Genomic DNA, 15,690 nt, shown 5'->3' with positions numbered 1-15,690 from the left:
TTCTCTGAACTATTAAACTATAAAAACCAACAATCAGGTACGTTCAGCTATTAACATAAACCGGAAATAAGATAAACTAATGCTAAATTTATCAGTTGCAACTTGAGTGTATCATAATTCTTCTTTATCTTTTTGCCAAATCTTTTTCCAAAAATCTTAATGCAATCAAACACCACAAGCTTAGTAATAGTTCTCAATTTAAATGAGACATATATTCAAATGCGGTTGTTCCATATACGCTTTTAAAGTGTTTATTTAAATGTGTTAAATCAACAAAACCACATTCTGCTACTGCTGAATAAATATCTCTATTCATTTCTATTAACTGCTTTGCTCGTTCTATCTTACAGTTAAGAAAGTATTGATATGGTGTAATCCCAGTATGTGCTTTGAACAATCTAATAAATTGAAATTTCGATAAATTAAGCTGATTACATATCTCGTCTAATTTAAGTACATTTTCTAAGTTCGAATGGAGCATAACCTTTGCTTTTCTAATTAAAGTATTATCTTTCTTATGATCTGTAGAAAGGTTACTTTGAATAAGGCTATCTGTGAGGGATATGAGTAATTCACTACACAAAGCATCTTCTTTTTCATTTAATATTGCATTAGAAAGACTTAATATTCTTTGTTCAAGTTGATAATCATACACAATAGGAGAAGAAAAACGTACTATATCCTTTTTCTCAATAACTTCTAAAAGCAATTGTGGCTCAATATATAACATTACGTAATCAAGACCTGCCTTATCATGCGCCATTCCGTCATGTGCTTGTTCTGGGTTAAATAGCATTACACCATTTTTATATGATAATTGTAAACTACCGTCCAAATTGTAATGTTGAATTCCTCGCAATGTTACACCTATTGCATACTCCTCGTGACAATGCTTTTTATACTTAAAATCCGTAAGACTTGCTGATAACGCCGTAATACCTGCCGTTTTTTTATAAATAAATTTATCCATCTTATTCACCTCTAATCACCCTACTACATCCAAATCATAATGGCAGCATACACTAAAAATAGTGTCATTATTACATTAACCATCTTTTCATGTTTCTGCAAAAAACTTTTAAAGATTGCACCGAAAAGTACCCAAGTAATAAATGCTAAAAATCCAATGATAGTTATAACTAAAGCACTGATTGTCAACACAGACATTGAGGTATAATAGGGCAAAATAAAGTTAGGAAAAACAGTCATTGTAAATAGTACAACTTTAGGATTTAAAAACTGCATAGTGAAACCTGACATAAAGGTACCATCTTTAGTTCCATTTGAGTCTGATGAATCCATTTTATAAATTTGATAAGCGAGATAAAGCATATAAATACTTCCAATCGTCTGCATAACAATTAATATTTTCGGTATAACCGTTATCAGTGCTGTATTTAGCATTGCAGAAATAATAAGCAAGGCACCAAAAGCAATAGTTGCACCATATGTATATTCCAAGGCTTTTTTTACCCCGAAGTTATGTACTGTAGATAGTATAACGATATTAGTAGGTCCTGGTGTAAAAGTAACAATAAAACAGTATATTATAACAGATGCAATATTCATATTAAAACTCCTTTTAAGGTATTTTCATATAATTATTACACCTTAAAACTAATGACATATAGTATATTATTGCAGGAATAAATACAGCTTTTCTTCGAATTAATAAAAAAACATTGGATAAATTCTACCCAATGCATTTTTGAAATCTATATAATTGAACTCAAAGCCTTTGTTTGTTGAAGATAGTTTATAGAGCTTCAAGTATTACACCTGAGAAATCCCCTTTTAATACTTCTTTTTCGTTTTGGTTTTCACATATAAAGGATGCGATAATAGCTGTTCTATTATTTGCTTGCGCTTCGTATTTTTCAATTTTCACTTCACAAATAATTGTATCCCCCGTATACACAGGTCTTAAAAATTCGAAATTCATATTACGAGCCAATACGTTATGATCTCCACCTACTTTTGTTGGTAGAGATGCCGTTAATAACCCTTGAATTACAAGTCTTCCCTGTTCATCTGGTGTTCTATGATGAATCCCTTCATCACCTGAAATTTCTGTGAATAATTCAACATCTCTTACTGTAAAAGTCCGTTCAAATGTAATGATATCTCCTACTTTTAATGGCATATAAATCTCCCCTTTTAATTAATTGAGAAAATCTTGAAGTTTCCATTCTTTCGGTTTGATGTTCTTGTCCATCCATTTCTTTTGTGGTGCTTGGAATGGAGTGTTGGCGATTAAATGATTATTATGCCAGCTTGCTGCTCCGGAACGAATCATTTCATCTAGCAGGATTTGGATAAATTCTTCTGGTTGAAGCTGGAAAGAGTAGCGTGCAAAATCTTGGAACCAACCACACTTTAGTAGGTAGTTTCCAACTTCTTCTTTTGCCAAACCGTTTTTTATAATTAATGTGAATGAAAATATCCTTTTGCAGGCATGCCATGCAATTTTTTCTGGCATCTTGAGCCACTTTTCGAACCGTTCCCTTGCAGCATCTATGGAAGCTTTAGTATTCTCTATTTCAGATCCATGTCCTGAATATGCATGTTGAATCCGGATTTTGGACAACTGATCCAAACTTTCAAGTGATCGTTGGATAGACGAGACGCCCTCTCGAAAAACATTTAACCAACCAATGTCATTTTTATGAAAGAGATCCCCGCATATTAATATCTCTTCTTCAGGTTCATATAAAGAAATATGCCCTAACGTATGTCCCGGTGTGTGCAAGACTCTCAAGATTCTACTTCCTGTATGAATCTCATCATTATCCGAGAGCTTCGTATCAACTCGATAAGGTTCTACAGGTTGATCTAACCATTCTGCACTACAAGATTCAGGGTCACAAGAATTAATTAAATCGGCGTCCCATTTATGAGCAGCAATCGTAACACCATACTTTTTTTGGAAATGAAAATTACCTCCAACATGATCACTATGATAGTGCGTATTCACAATAAGGTGTAATTCTTCTGGTGAAACACCTACTTCTTTTATTAATTTCTCAGTCTCCTTTACATCACTCCCAAAACCAGTATCAATTAGGATCGGTAACTGATCCTTAATAAGAATCATGTTTGCACTCGGAAATTTTCTTTCAAAAAAAATAATACTAGATTGCCCCATTAGTTATTCCTCCTAAATCTTGTGAACTAAAACGAAGCTAATTGAGCGTTCGTTCAATTGAATTTTTTGCATGTGCAGTTAAAAATAATAATAATAATCTTCTCATTTGAATCATCCTTTTCAAACAGTTGTTAATAAATACTTCTATATACATTTAATAATACCTTTTTAATACAGATACAACTTCAACATTGAAATCATCTATTCTTCTTGAATCAACGCTTTCCCCATTAATTTAAGGAGATTATTTATCTAAAAAGAGATAATCTATAAAGAATTGCCAATGAATATCACTCTTTTTGGTATAGGCAATGAACTTAAACATATACATTACATAATATAGATATAGGTATGAAATATTAAAAAAAGGATGATGTATAAAATGACATTGTTGATATTGTGAGTATTTCAGTTATAGGAACTGGAACCCCTCCAGGTGGCGGAGGAATACCTGAAGGCTGGGAAGATGATTACTTGGACATTGATCGTTGGGAGAATGACGGCGGTAGCAGTCTTCGGACAAGAACTGGCAGTGGTCGTGATAGGAAAACCAGTCTCCCTTTATAACATTGCACCCACAAATTTATAATAGAAGCGTATCTCCCGCTATTTAAGATTTCTCGCCTTAAGTATAAAACTCTTTTTCTTAATGCACTAAAATGTCTCGTTTGTGTGATTACATTTCTTTATAAATTTTATAACTTTTTTAACATAAATTTCCGACTAAAATCATGCAACCTCTATGGAAAACTAAACATTGTTTATGAGTGCTGCTTATAAAATTGTCTCTTATTACAAAGACTTACCACTTTATAATTTCGATAAGACTGGGAATAATACAGTCAACGTAATTATGAGGTGGTGAAATATGAAAAAGATTTTTTCCCTGCTTTTGTTTTTATCTTTTTCACTGTTCTTTTTAACTGTATTTGCAATAGCAAATGATAAACCTAGTCCATATGAAAAGATATATCCTGAGATTGGTTACAAAACCGTAGTAGCCGCTTCAAACGAATTCGCACAACATTATAATGAAAAACTGGAGTTACCACTTAGAGTGCCACCAATAAGTTTTACTCATTATTTTGGACGATTTAGTGAGTATGATCACTCATTCGAAGTGGTTTTTATAAATGATCAGGCTTCTGAAAATCATTATAAAATCGATATTCGACCTATCGAAGCGAAAGTTCCTATAAGAAAGAAATATATATTGGACACTTTAAAACTAAAGAATGGAAATGAAGCAACGTTGATGAGAGTTTCAGATTTTAATGTACTTGTTTTCGAAAGAGGTAAGTGGCAGTATATGCTAAACATAGATAAAAGGGTTTCTCATAAGGTGACAACTGAAATTTTAGTTGAAATAGCTAATTCTATTGACTATCCAAATGAAAAAGAAGAATCGTAATTCAAGCAACTGGAGTCTTAATAAAAATAAACTAAGTTAGACTTAGTCAACAAGTCTAACTTAGTTTTTTGTTATACATCTGGTTTTCTTAAATTTTTTTTGTCATTTTAAACGATTTTTACTGTTATCAGCTTATTAACAATCATACTAATCTTTATTTTTACTTATAAAATAACTAATAATATTTAAAAAACTAACGCCAACATTCGCTATAAATACATAGAACCTAATCGTATCTCCGCCTAAATTGAGTTCATCCACAAGAATTCCATCCATAAATAATAATTGAGTTCCTAATAGAACGAAAATAGAGGCGTATCCTATATTACATCTACAGAATACGCCCATTATTTACTTGTATTTTTCAATGAACCCTATATCATCAATTGGCCAAATCGTTATATTAGCGTTCCCTACTATATTATTCATTGGAACTAAACCAATGATTCGGCTATCAGTACTATTTCTTCGATTGTCCCCCATTACAAAGACATAACCTTCTGGGATAACAGACATTTGAGTGTAATCTTCAAGTGTAAAGTCTTCAGTTAGTGTCCCTCCATCCAATAGACTCCTTTTATATCTATTTAGATAAGGTTCTTCATGCGGCTGACCATTAATGTATAATTGATCGCTCTTATACTCAATATGATCTCCAGGTAAGCCAATTACGCGTTTAATATAATCCTTGTCCTCAGTTGCATGAAACACAATGATATCAAAACGATCAGGGTGACCTATTTTATTAACAATCATTCGTTCCCCACTTTCTAGAGTAGGCATCATTGATTCGCCTTCTACTATAATGGGAGTAAATAGAAAGAAGCGAAATATAAACGCTAGTCCAACTGCAATGAATAAGGCTTTTGTCCATTCCCAAAGCGAATTCTTTTCTGCTTTCACATTTGTCATTTATTTCTCTCCTTTAACTATCACAATTAAGTATGTCTATAATGGAGAATTTCATTAGTTTCACTCTTTGCCTTTGTTTAATATATGAATATAAAAAAACTTCATTCAATGATCATGCTATTTATTATTGGAGTTCTCTACTTTTTAATATGAACCATTTCAATCAATGTTTATATACAACAAATATATTTAGAAAATGTTCTAATAATATCGTTCTTTTAAAGTAATATTTCGTTCCATGATTGCTGCCTTTTACAAAACAATTAACATACATGATATGATATTAATGGTATCTTATCCGTTTTCGTTGTAATTAGACAACTTTTTAAAAGATGGAGAATTTTTGTGGAGAGTTACCTTAACAAAAAACAACTTAGAGAGGTTTTTAAAATGAAAAAAACAAACATTCTAGTAGCTAGTACGATGAGTTTTTCTTTATTATTAAGCGGCTTGTCAGCAACTAGCTCAACAACATCAGAAACAACATCAATTACTGCTGGGTCTGAAATGCATAGACATATTACTAAGGTTAGTGCACCTGTTAAGAAGATTCAAACTTTGTACATATCAAACGTTCGTGCAAATGCAGGAACTAAATATAAAGTGATTGCTTCAGCGAAAAAAGGAAAAGTTTTTACTTCTTATGCTACAAAAAAAGTAGGTTCTACAACTTGGCATAAGGTAAAGGTAAATAACAAAATAGGTTGGATTTCAAGTACTGTCGTCAAAAACTATTCTAGTAAAACGTTGAAAGTACCTTTTGTAAGTCAATTATCACCTGTGAATGCTCCATTTGGCTGTGAAGGAGCAAGTTTATTGATGGCTTTAAAATACAAAGGGTATTCAAAAGTCGGCTTACGTACATTTTTAGATGATATGCCAAAAGACAAGGGTGGTAATCCGTATAAAGGTTTTGCTGGTGGCAATCCTTATGCAAACCAAAATGGCGTATTCCAATCCATCTTCCCAAAACCATTAACTACTTATGGTAAAGAATATAACAGTAAAGTTGCAAATGTATCAGGCTACTCTACTTCTCAAATCAAAAAAGAATTAGATAAAGGAAATCCAGTTGTTGTCTACGTAACATTGGATTTTAAAAAGCCAGTTTGGGCCAAATGGAAAATGGGCAGTGCAGGTACAAAGAAAATCGTTGATAATATGCATGTTGTTACTGTCATCGGATACAACAGCAACGGCTCATACTATGTAGCAGATCCAAATAGTAAAAAGGAAAAATATTGGGTAAGCAAGTCAAACTTTGAACGTGCGTACAATGCACTTCAATGGGGCGTTGTAGTTCGATAAAATATTAAACAAAGTACACTATTAGGCTATTTAAATAGTGTACTTTTTTTAATGCGCATTAATCATTAGTGAATATTTTTACTGTTAATTTGGAAGTTTTACCGAGTTTCGTCCCAATTCATTAACTTAAAGGAGATTTTTGCTACTCTCTACTCTTCAAAGAGAGCATTCATAATCTAGTCATTATGATCACCCTTCATAAATTCATGGCTGAATTCATATTAACTTATAGACAGACAATCAGTTAGTATGAGTGAGGATGATATAGTGAGTTTAATTTATGTTATTGGTTATGTGTACACTGTAGGTGGCTTTAGCGTAGGTGGCATAATTGCGTGGATATTAAAAGGTGTTCAAAAGAAAATTGATATCATTTACGGTATTTGTGCAGGTTTAACTCTCGGTTTGCTAAGTTTTGAAATTGCACCTGAAGCGATCTTTCTTGGCAACTGGATCACTTTCATTCTCGGTTTCTTTGCAGGAGTGGTATTGTTTCAATTTGCTCATAAAGTTTTGCATATTCTATTTGGGGCAACCAAAAATCATGTGAAAAAGGGTGCTCTACAAACTGGAATATTGTTAATGCTTAGCATTACATTTCACAATTTACCTATAGGAATTGTGCTAGGAGCAAATCAAAACTCAGCAGTCAAGGAATCGCTGTTACACACTATCCTACTTCATAATATACCTGAGGGCATTATTGTATTTACTCCTTTATTTATAGCTGGTCTTGGAGTATGGACCTTGTTCTTTTTAACTTTGATTATTTCTCTTCCAGTTGGCATTGGCGCTTACATAGGAAATTCAATCGGTATTGGCAATCCAATGATTTGGTCCTTTGCTATTAGTTTAGCCGCGGGCACAATATATATGGTCACTATCAAAGAAGTATTACTTGAGTCTATTAAAGATTCTTCTGGTGTTTTACTATTAGCTGTCATAAGTTTTTTAGTAATTGGTGGATTTCTTTTTCTTATTTAGTTTTTAACGAAAACAAATGCTTGTTTGTGTAGAAGTGATATCCACAAAGTTAATAGTTCTTAGAAAAAAAGCTGGTCAATTTATATGACCAGCTTACTGAAATTATTTAACAATAACCATAATAATTAAAAATACAGGAATAAGAAGTAGCTGTAAAATATTTCTTAACAACACTCCATTTTCTTTATATAAACGCCATCCAAATAATAGATCTATACTAGACAATAATGCGATGTAAGCACCAAAATAAAAATAGCTGATCGCTACCATATTTGAATCATAGATATTTATTAAACTTAGAGCAACTACAGTTATCACTATTGAAACAATTATTCTAAAAGGACTCTGTTTGACTCGCACTTTAGGGAAGGTCATGTTAAACACTCTAATTAAAATCGTTTTGATTAAATATTGAAAAACTAAAACTAATCCTAATGCTATAAAAAAATCTCTCCATTCATTATTTTGTTCTTCGATTTTCATTAAATCTTCAAGAATAAAAAGATCATTTAGTTGAAACATTTCACGTGTTTCCCAATTTTGCACAAATAACTCTTGAGATGTATTCTCAAATATTTTTAATTTTATTTCTTGACCTTTAACAACTATTATTAAATCTGCAATAGCTGATAATTGTTCATTGTCTATTTGTGCTTTTTCATTATTTTGAATATGAGTGATAATCGAATGTATATATGAGGGATCGGTCACTTTTTGTACATTAATATAAGCTTTTGATCTTTTGCCATAAAACTTATCATTATTTGTTGTGTTATTTTCAAGACCTAGCGTATAAATTGATTCAATCTGTTGACTAGATACCCCCTCTAACCCCATAGAAGCACTATAATAAGGTTTTTCACTATTATTATTTGGACTTAATGTAAGTACTGTGATTAACAGCACAAAACAAGTCGCGATGAGGATAAGAGGATATTGGAGTCGTGGCCAGAAGTTCGGTTTTATATCGACTTCTTCAATTCTTTGTAGTAAATCATCATAATTTCCTTGTTGTATATGTAAATTACGAGGAGGATTCTTTAGCTTGTTGAATTCTGAATCATAGTTCTGTGACATATGTATATCCCCTTTCCTCATATATCTTCTGCAATGCCTTTAATGCTCTAGCAGTATTGTTTGTTATTTGCTTTTCAGAGCATCCAAGAAAATCAGCCGCTTCTTTGATAGTCAGCCCATCAATCTTTCGTAAAACAAGAGCTTCTCTATACGGCAGTTTTAATTCTTTAAGTGCCTCATATAAAGTTGCAACTGCTTCTCCCCGTTCTAGAATATCGCTAGGTGTCTCTTTTTCAATAAAATCATCCTTATGTACAAATGGTATAAACTTCACAATTTGCTTGCGTCGAAAATAATCATAGACAAGATTCCTCGCAATACGCTTTATCCAAGTTTTAACAACGGCTTCTTCACGAAACGTAGCAAACTGCTTGTAGGCCTTATAAAATGTTTCTTGTGTCAAATCTTCTGCCAATTCTTTGTGCTGAACCAGATAAAATATATATTGATAAATCGCTTCATTATGTGTTTGATATAATTGTTGAAATGACATTTTGTCCATTTAATCCCTCCTTCTTAACTATAGACGATTGAAGGGAAATTTCTACTCAGTTTTTTTGTTCCTTTTTATCTACATTCTCGAATTTTCATTCATCACTCCGTTCTACACTTTATCTAAAGTTGAGAAGTAGATACAAGAAAAGATAGAGGTTCTGAGTATAAGCCGTGATTAATAAATCAAGGCTTATTTTCATTAGTTAGCTCGTATTATCAAAATCAAGAATAAATGAACGAGTAATAATTATTAATGTTTTCTCACTTTGATAATGGCTGCGGTAGATTAATAAAGGGTATCCCTTTTTTCTGTCGAATTATAGAACTAGGAAAGTTACATTAGTTTAATTGGGGTCTCGTTTTTACCATCGTAAAATTAGAGAAGTACTATTTGTTCAATTAACTTACTCGATATTAGTACTATCTCACATGATGTAGGGAGGATTTCTTATGATATTTGATAATCTAAATAAAAAAATAACCACTAAAAGGCTTGTACTAAGACTATTCCAAAAATCTGATGCAGTAGCTGTTACTAAACTTTGTAATAATTATAATATTTATAAAAATACATTGTACCTACCTTATCCATATGCTATAAAGGATGCTTTATCGTGGATCGAACACCATCATGATAATTTTAATGCTAATAAATCATATGAATTTGCTATAACAGATAAGAAGACAGGAGAATTATATGGAGCTATTGCACTATCTAACAATCAACAGTTTAATAATGGTGAAATAGCCTATTGGATTGGTGAAGAATTTTGGGGAAATGGATATGCTACAGAAGCGGCGCAAGCTATATTACAATTCGCATTTGATGAAAAACAATACCATAAACTATTTGCTCGGTACTTCAGTTCAAATCCAGCTTCCGGAAGAGTTTTGCAGAAATTAGGAATGAACCAAGAAGGGATATTAATAGACCATGTGAGGAAAGAAAATCGATATGAAGATCTAATATATTATGGAATTATTAACTCAAGAGGATAATAATCGTATATTACAAATGGCTATTTTATAGATATAAAAGAAAACTCAATTACATTGACAGATATTATTAAACACCTTCTAATTTGAGGTGTTTTTTTATTTTTCTAATTAGTGCCTACTCTTATGGAATAATAATTCCTATCACCTTTAATACTTAGGTGATATCTTCTCATAAGCTCCATCAACCTAGTAGGGTTACTTTTTCACTTTCTTAATCATTCAATAATTGTAATTCTCCAATCTAGACACACCTCCGAATATTTCTTTCCAATCTTTCACATAATAATTTCAAAATTGATCTTGATTATACTTAAGACAGATTTATTTCAAAAATGTTAATTATCGTTGAAATTCTATAAGTAAAAAAGGAAATATTATAACATACGTCGAAACAGCATTAATAAGAAAAGTTTGAGGAGGTAATTTATGCGAAAAAAGATTTGGGTATTATTGGTTTGTGGTTTAATGTTACTTACAGCTTGTTCAAATACAAATGGTTTTGTAGAAGTTCAACACGCTAAAGCTAATACTGATACACCAAAGGAAAATGAAAACAAAGTAGAAAATTCAACTCAAACAATAAAAAAACTAAAAAAAGAGATTAATGTTTATAAGATAGAAAAAGAAAACTTCGCAATTATAAGTAACTTATCTAGAGACTTTGTTCAAGCGCAAAAAACAGGCAATCAAAAGCAACTACAAGCATTATTGGCAAAGGAATTAACGTTAAAAAGTAAAGCTGATGGGTTATATGTCATCATTGATAATGTAGATTGGCTATTATATACACTTGACGGTAAGAACTATTTAGATGATTGGGTAATTCAAGGTTACGATTATAATAATGATAATCAAACATTTAACATTTTCATTAGAGAATTTTATAAAAGTAATAATGTAGAGCTTGTTAGCCCTCCGACATTCCTACATTTAGTGTTTAAAAAGGTTAAGGATGAGTGGAAAATCATTAATTTAGAATTCGACGTATAGATTCGAACCTAGATAATGACATAGGGCTGTCCTAAAAGTTGGTTTTCACCTACTTTTAGGACAGCCCTTTTTATATCTATTAATTTATTTTAATACTTAGCTTTATAAATAAATATTCTGCTAGTAATTACCATGATGACAACGAGCGCAAGGAAATACAATGGCATTATTATTAGAGAACCTGTATGCAGTTGACTCATTCCCCAAATAATCAGTGTAACCAATAAATAATATCCTAAGCTAAATAATGCTCCTGCCGTTCCAACGACATCTTGAAAATTCACAAGTGCCAAACTGAGGCAATTTGGTAGAGCAATTCCTATCCCTAATAAGAGTATGAAAATTGCTACCAGAATTGCTGCTGCGTAGAATACAGTAGGATTCGTTCCAGTCAGTACAATAGCTGATAAGATCATTGCCCCTACTACCATTACTAAACATCCAATATATATAATTTTTTCAGGTATATAAACAGCTAGTAAACGTTTTGATAAGTTGGCTCCTATTATTGAAGACAAGGCTACGACTATCCCTAAAAAACCAAATAAACCTGGCGACATTTTAAAATACTCAATAAAGATAAATGGTGCTTCAGCATAATAGCTGAACAATATGCCATTTGTACCTCCTATGAGCAATCCAAATGCAATTATCTTTGGATCAGTAATAATCCTCTTTAATACAAGAAAAATACTTATTTTATTATTAGTATCAGAAGACGCTTTTGTTTCAGGCAATGCTGTAAATGTATATACAAAAATCCCGATACTCATTACAACCAATGTGAAAAATACTGCCTTAAATCCAAAAGTTTGATCAACCCAACCTCCAACTAATGGTCCTACTGCTGGCGTAAATGCAATGACAGCAGAAATTTGTGCAAACATTACATGACGTTTATGACCATCAACGCTTTCACGAAGAATCGTTTGTGTGACGACTGAACCTGTACTTGCTCCAAATGCTTGAAGAAAGCGGCTTATGAATAATAATTCTATGGAGTTAGCCATAAAACATAAAAGACTACCTACACCATATGTTACAATTCCCCACAGCATAGCAGGACGACGCCCTATTATATCAGACAACCATCCCCAACAAAACACACCTAAAGCAAATCCTGCAAAGTATATACTGAGTGTAAGTTGAGTAGCATTGCTGCTAACGTTTAAAGCTTTAGAAATATCGGGTAACGATGGTGTATAAATTGTTTCACTTATTTGTGGAAATGCCACAAGAATAATCATTAACATTAACGATGGTACTGAGACTTTTTTCATTTCTAATAACCCTCCTATAACTTAGAAAATCTCAGGTATTACAATCTTTTGTAGCTATGGAATAGGAGGAACCATCATTTTAATTCGTTCAAAAAATAACATGAGCTTACACCTCTTTTAATGATTATGAATACGTATACCTATAGGAGGGTATAAACACGTATAGAAATAAGGGTTTTCAGACGTATAATCTATTATATGTGCCTATTTTTAGTATAACAATATTAATAGGTAATTTGTAGGCCAATGAATTTAATCTGATTAATCACTTTCTTTTACCTTCTCGTATGTTATTTAAATGAGTAGATTTAAATCTAATCCGTTTACAAAAAAAAATACCTCAGCATTAAATGCTGAGGTATTTTAATTTACTCATTATTTACGATAAGAATTGATTAAACTTTGCTGCCATGATTGGAATTTATCCTTATAATGAATAGACTTTTCTTTAAAGCCTTGCCATCTACTAGCTGTTTTTTGCTTCATATGAGCAAATCTTAATTTGAAATTAGGTTTGAATTGAGGTTTCTTAAAGAGTTTTAACTTACCTGTTTCAAGTTCATCCTCAAGTATTTCAATCGCACGATCTATATTCGCCTCTTTCATTCCTATTCGTGAATCCAAAAGAAGCAAAGGGATCATGCATAGAATCACGAGCACAAGTAATAATAGAATTACCATTTCTTAATCCCCCTCCATCATAAATTTCTTGATTAACATGTATTTCCCTTTTTTGTATGTCTAAAAACATCATTGGGAAGTTCATCATTATTTATTCGTCGAATTTTAGATTATTAGGGCGATTTAGAGTATGGTTAGTGGATGATGACGATTAACATACAAATCATTAATAAGTAAATAATAATTTGTATACTTAAATACAACTTATATTTTTGTTGTAACTTTATATCATGATGTTCACGAATGAATATCCAATCGAAATAAAATTTGCTCAAAATGGCTAATGTTAGGATGGATAATAGTACTAGTATATTTATTGGATGATAGTAAAGAGCAAGAAATATAATGGTGAATAAGCTAATAATCCAAATGACCAATTGAATTATACGATCTCGATTTTTTCTTTGAAGTTTAGGAATGGCAGGAATATAAGTGTTTCTGATTGCTATATATTGTATTAAAAATACTAATGATGGAATAACGTTCACAATTAGACTCAAATAGAACTCTTTTATATTTTTTTGTACAAAGACTGCATTTAGTAATTTTTCGTCAAAGTTGCCAGTTTCGTCTTTGACTTGAAAATATCTGTTGGTTTGCATGTCTCTTAAAATTGATGACTCACCTGGTATTTTATAAATTTTGATGCGCCATTCTCGTCTGTCTTTTGCTGTCAAAACGAAGTCATTAATAGGTTCAAGTTCACTCTTATTTATATGCTGAACTTCTTTTAGGTGACTAAAATAATAACTAAATGTTGAAAGTTGTTGTTTATCCTCAATTATATTCATATCCAAGTAAAGTTTTGAAGCTCTTGCTAGAAAGCTGTCAAAACTTATATTATTAGGCCAATCAACATAATATATGCGTTTTAGTTCCACTGTAGAAGTAAAATTGGTTATTGGTTCAGTAGCTGTTGTTAATGATGGCTTTTGTAAAGGGCTATTAAGAGTCGTCAGGAGTACAATGATACAGATAACAACAGTAGATGCAAGTACTACAGGAACTTGCCAATTTATTTTCCTTGTGGGTAGGCTGTCAATCCGATCCGATAGTTTTTCAAACGTATGTAACTTCTCCTGTTGTGAACGCTTTATTGTATTTAATTTCTGTAATTTGTCATCTAAACACTCCATCATCATGACCCCCTTCTTGTAAAACCTTTTTTAGTGCAGCGATTGCACGAACTGTGTTGTTTTTAACCTTCGCTTCAGTGCATTCGAGGAATTGAGCTGTTTCTTTCACTGATAGGCCTTCAATTTTTCGTAATACAATCGTTTCTCTATGATTTAATTTCAACTTTCTTAATGCCCCATAAAGAACCGCCATTTCCTCAGCTGTTTCAAGTAATTCAACCGGCGTTTGTGTATCGTCTTGATACTCCATCTTAAATGTAAGTGGTAAGAATTGAATTAATCGCTTCTTGCGATAATAATCATAGACAAGGTTTCTTGCAATTCGCTTTAGCCAAGTAATGATTGCAGCTTCGTTCCGGAAGGTTTGAAATTGCTTAAATGCTTTAAAAAACGTTTCTTGCGTCAAATCTTCGGCAAGTTCCTTATTATTAACCATGAAAAATATGTATTTATAAATGCCATCACTATGTAAAATATAGAGTTGTTTAAACGGTTCCTGCATCATCAAATCCCCCCTTTCATTAAAAGACGAACGACATTGCATTCGGAATCAATTAATCATGAAAATGCGATTTTTTTGTTTGAATTAAGGCGTACCACATTATTAAATTCATTTTGAATTAGAATTTTTATTTCATAGCAAATAAAAAGAAACTATTTTGAACAAAAATCGTTCAGAAATGTTTCTTCTACAATGAAATGTTAAATTGGTTTTACAAAAAATTATTTGATAATAATACAATAATGTACTATGTATGCCTTTATTAAATGGATTTAGACATTGATATATTCGTAATTTCATAGCCTAACTTTTCATATAATCCACGAGCAATCTTGTTATGGCCAAATACGTGTAGTCCAATTTTATTAATACCTAGCTTTTTAGCAATAATTTCGGTTTCTTTCATAGCTTGCTTACCATAACCCCGCCCTTGATGTTGCTCATAAATGATAAAGTCGTAAATAAAGCCTTCATTTAGATTTGTAGTTGATGTTTGAGCAATCCAAATCATTCCTACTAACTGTTGGTTGTGAAAGATTGAGAATAAATGATTATGCTCTGATTTCTCATCTTTTGGTAATAGACGAGAAAATTCTTTTTTAGAGAGATCAATTGCTTCATCTTCACTCCAATTGCCTGAAGTCACTTTGTCTTTTGCAAAGTCTTCAATAGCAAAAAACAGATACTGATTAAACTCTTCTTGATTCATCGGTTTTAATGTAATCAATTTAAAGCCCCCTAATATTTTGATAATTATACTTTTTATCATA

Annotated in this window: 18 protein-coding genes; 6 read left to right on the top strand and 12 right to left on the bottom strand. The window is 31.8% G+C overall.

Annotated elements, in window-relative coordinates:
- Nucleotides 1-193 precede the first annotated feature (193 nt).
- From MHH98_RS11240 to MHH98_RS11225, 4 genes are all read right to left on the bottom strand, one after another.
- Nucleotides 194-970 (bottom strand): AraC family transcriptional regulator, encoded by a 777-nt coding sequence (locus tag MHH98_RS11240; RefSeq protein WP_038181768.1) that lies wholly within the window; start codon nt 968-970, stop codon nt 194-196.
- 23 nt (nt 971-993) lie between these two features.
- Nucleotides 994-1,569: a LysE family translocator gene (locus MHH98_RS11235; protein WP_038181771.1), complete on the bottom strand. Its 576-nt coding sequence runs from the start codon at nt 1,567-1,569 to the stop codon at nt 994-996.
- 187 nt (nt 1,570-1,756) lie between these two features.
- Nucleotides 1,757-2,143 (bottom strand): hotdog domain-containing protein, encoded by a 387-nt coding sequence (locus MHH98_RS11230; RefSeq protein WP_076035330.1) that lies wholly within the window; start codon nt 2,141-2,143, stop codon nt 1,757-1,759.
- Between the two features lie 18 nt (nt 2,144-2,161).
- Nucleotides 2,162-3,145, bottom strand: a complete 984-nt coding sequence (locus MHH98_RS11225; RefSeq protein WP_038181777.1) for an MBL fold metallo-hydrolase — start codon at nt 3,143-3,145, stop codon at nt 2,162-2,164.
- A gap of 399 nt (nt 3,146-3,544) precedes the next feature.
- Here MHH98_RS11225 and MHH98_RS11220 point away from each other — a divergent pair, with 399 nt between their 5' ends.
- Entirely contained in the window at nt 3,545-3,712 is a 168-nt protein-coding gene (locus MHH98_RS11220; RefSeq protein WP_340712853.1) for a hypothetical protein, read from the top strand.
- Nucleotides 3,713-4,013: 301 nt separating this feature from the next.
- Entirely contained in the window at nt 4,014-4,556 is a 543-nt protein-coding gene (locus tag MHH98_RS11215) for a hypothetical protein (protein WP_076035332.1), read from the top strand.
- Between the two features lie 351 nt (nt 4,557-4,907).
- On the opposite strand, the gene lepB is transcribed toward MHH98_RS11215, so the two are convergent.
- Nucleotides 4,908-5,468, bottom strand: a complete 561-nt coding sequence (gene lepB, locus MHH98_RS11210) for a signal peptidase I (RefSeq protein ID WP_038181785.1) — start codon at nt 5,466-5,468, stop codon at nt 4,908-4,910.
- Between the two features lie 390 nt (nt 5,469-5,858).
- Between lepB and MHH98_RS11205 the strand changes: the two genes are divergently transcribed.
- A complete protein-coding gene (locus tag MHH98_RS11205; protein ID WP_051448626.1) occupies nt 5,859-6,776 on the top strand; it encodes a C39 family peptidase in 918 nt (305 codons plus the stop codon).
- 267 nt (nt 6,777-7,043) lie between these two features.
- Nucleotides 7,044-7,760 carry a ZIP family metal transporter gene (locus MHH98_RS11200; protein WP_083669550.1) on the top strand — a complete coding sequence of 239 codons (717 nt, stop codon included), beginning with the start codon at nt 7,044-7,046 and terminating at the stop codon, nt 7,758-7,760.
- Between the two features lie 102 nt (nt 7,761-7,862).
- Here the strand turns inward: MHH98_RS11200 and MHH98_RS11195 are convergent, their stop codons facing one another.
- Both MHH98_RS11195 and MHH98_RS11190 read right to left on the bottom strand, forming a co-directional pair.
- Complete coding sequence (locus tag MHH98_RS11195; RefSeq protein WP_076035333.1) at nt 7,863-8,837, bottom strand: hypothetical protein; 975 nt, start codon at nt 8,835-8,837, stop codon at nt 7,863-7,865.
- Nucleotides 8,821-9,339: an RNA polymerase sigma factor gene (locus MHH98_RS11190; RefSeq protein WP_340712851.1), complete on the bottom strand. Its 519-nt coding sequence runs from the start codon at nt 9,337-9,339 to the stop codon at nt 8,821-8,823. Before MHH98_RS11190 ends, MHH98_RS11195 begins: the two co-directional genes overlap by 17 nt.
- A gap of 443 nt (nt 9,340-9,782) precedes the next feature.
- On the opposite strand from MHH98_RS11190, the gene MHH98_RS11185 reads away from it, so the two are divergent.
- Complete coding sequence (locus MHH98_RS11185) at nt 9,783-10,331, top strand: GNAT family N-acetyltransferase (protein WP_038181788.1); 549 nt, start codon at nt 9,783-9,785, stop codon at nt 10,329-10,331.
- Nucleotides 10,332-10,757: 426 nt separating this feature from the next.
- Nucleotides 10,758-11,321 carry a hypothetical protein gene (locus MHH98_RS11180; protein ID WP_038181791.1) on the top strand — a complete coding sequence of 188 codons (564 nt, stop codon included), beginning with the start codon at nt 10,758-10,760 and terminating at the stop codon, nt 11,319-11,321.
- 89 nt (nt 11,322-11,410) lie between these two features.
- On the opposite strand, the gene MHH98_RS11175 is transcribed toward MHH98_RS11180, so the two are convergent.
- From MHH98_RS11175 to MHH98_RS11155, 5 genes are all read right to left on the bottom strand, one after another.
- Nucleotides 11,411-12,601: a multidrug effflux MFS transporter gene (locus MHH98_RS11175; RefSeq protein WP_038181794.1), complete on the bottom strand. Its 1,191-nt coding sequence runs from the start codon at nt 12,599-12,601 to the stop codon at nt 11,411-11,413.
- Between the two features lie 375 nt (nt 12,602-12,976).
- On the bottom strand, nt 12,977-13,282 hold the full coding sequence (locus tag MHH98_RS11170; protein WP_038181799.1) for a hypothetical protein: 306 nt from the start codon (nt 13,280-13,282) through the stop codon (nt 12,977-12,979).
- Between the two features lie 134 nt (nt 13,283-13,416).
- Nucleotides 13,417-14,418 (bottom strand): hypothetical protein, encoded by a 1,002-nt coding sequence (locus MHH98_RS11165; RefSeq protein ID WP_340712849.1) that lies wholly within the window; start codon nt 14,416-14,418, stop codon nt 13,417-13,419.
- The gene (locus tag MHH98_RS11160; protein WP_168170705.1) at nt 14,402-14,923 is read right to left on the bottom strand and encodes an RNA polymerase sigma factor; all 522 of its coding nucleotides are present in this window, start codon (nt 14,921-14,923) and stop codon (nt 14,402-14,404) included. Before MHH98_RS11160 ends, MHH98_RS11165 begins: the two co-directional genes overlap by 17 nt.
- Nucleotides 14,924-15,182: 259 nt before the next feature.
- Nucleotides 15,183-15,647: a GNAT family N-acetyltransferase gene (locus tag MHH98_RS11155; protein WP_038181804.1), complete on the bottom strand. Its 465-nt coding sequence runs from the start codon at nt 15,645-15,647 to the stop codon at nt 15,183-15,185.
- Nucleotides 15,648-15,690 lie beyond the last annotated feature (43 nt).

Source organism: Viridibacillus sp. FSL H8-0110 (assembly GCF_038003565.1).
Lineage (GTDB): Bacteria > Bacillota > Bacilli > Bacillales_A > Planococcaceae > Viridibacillus > Viridibacillus arenosi.
This window is presented reverse-complemented; position numbering and strand designations above follow the sequence as displayed.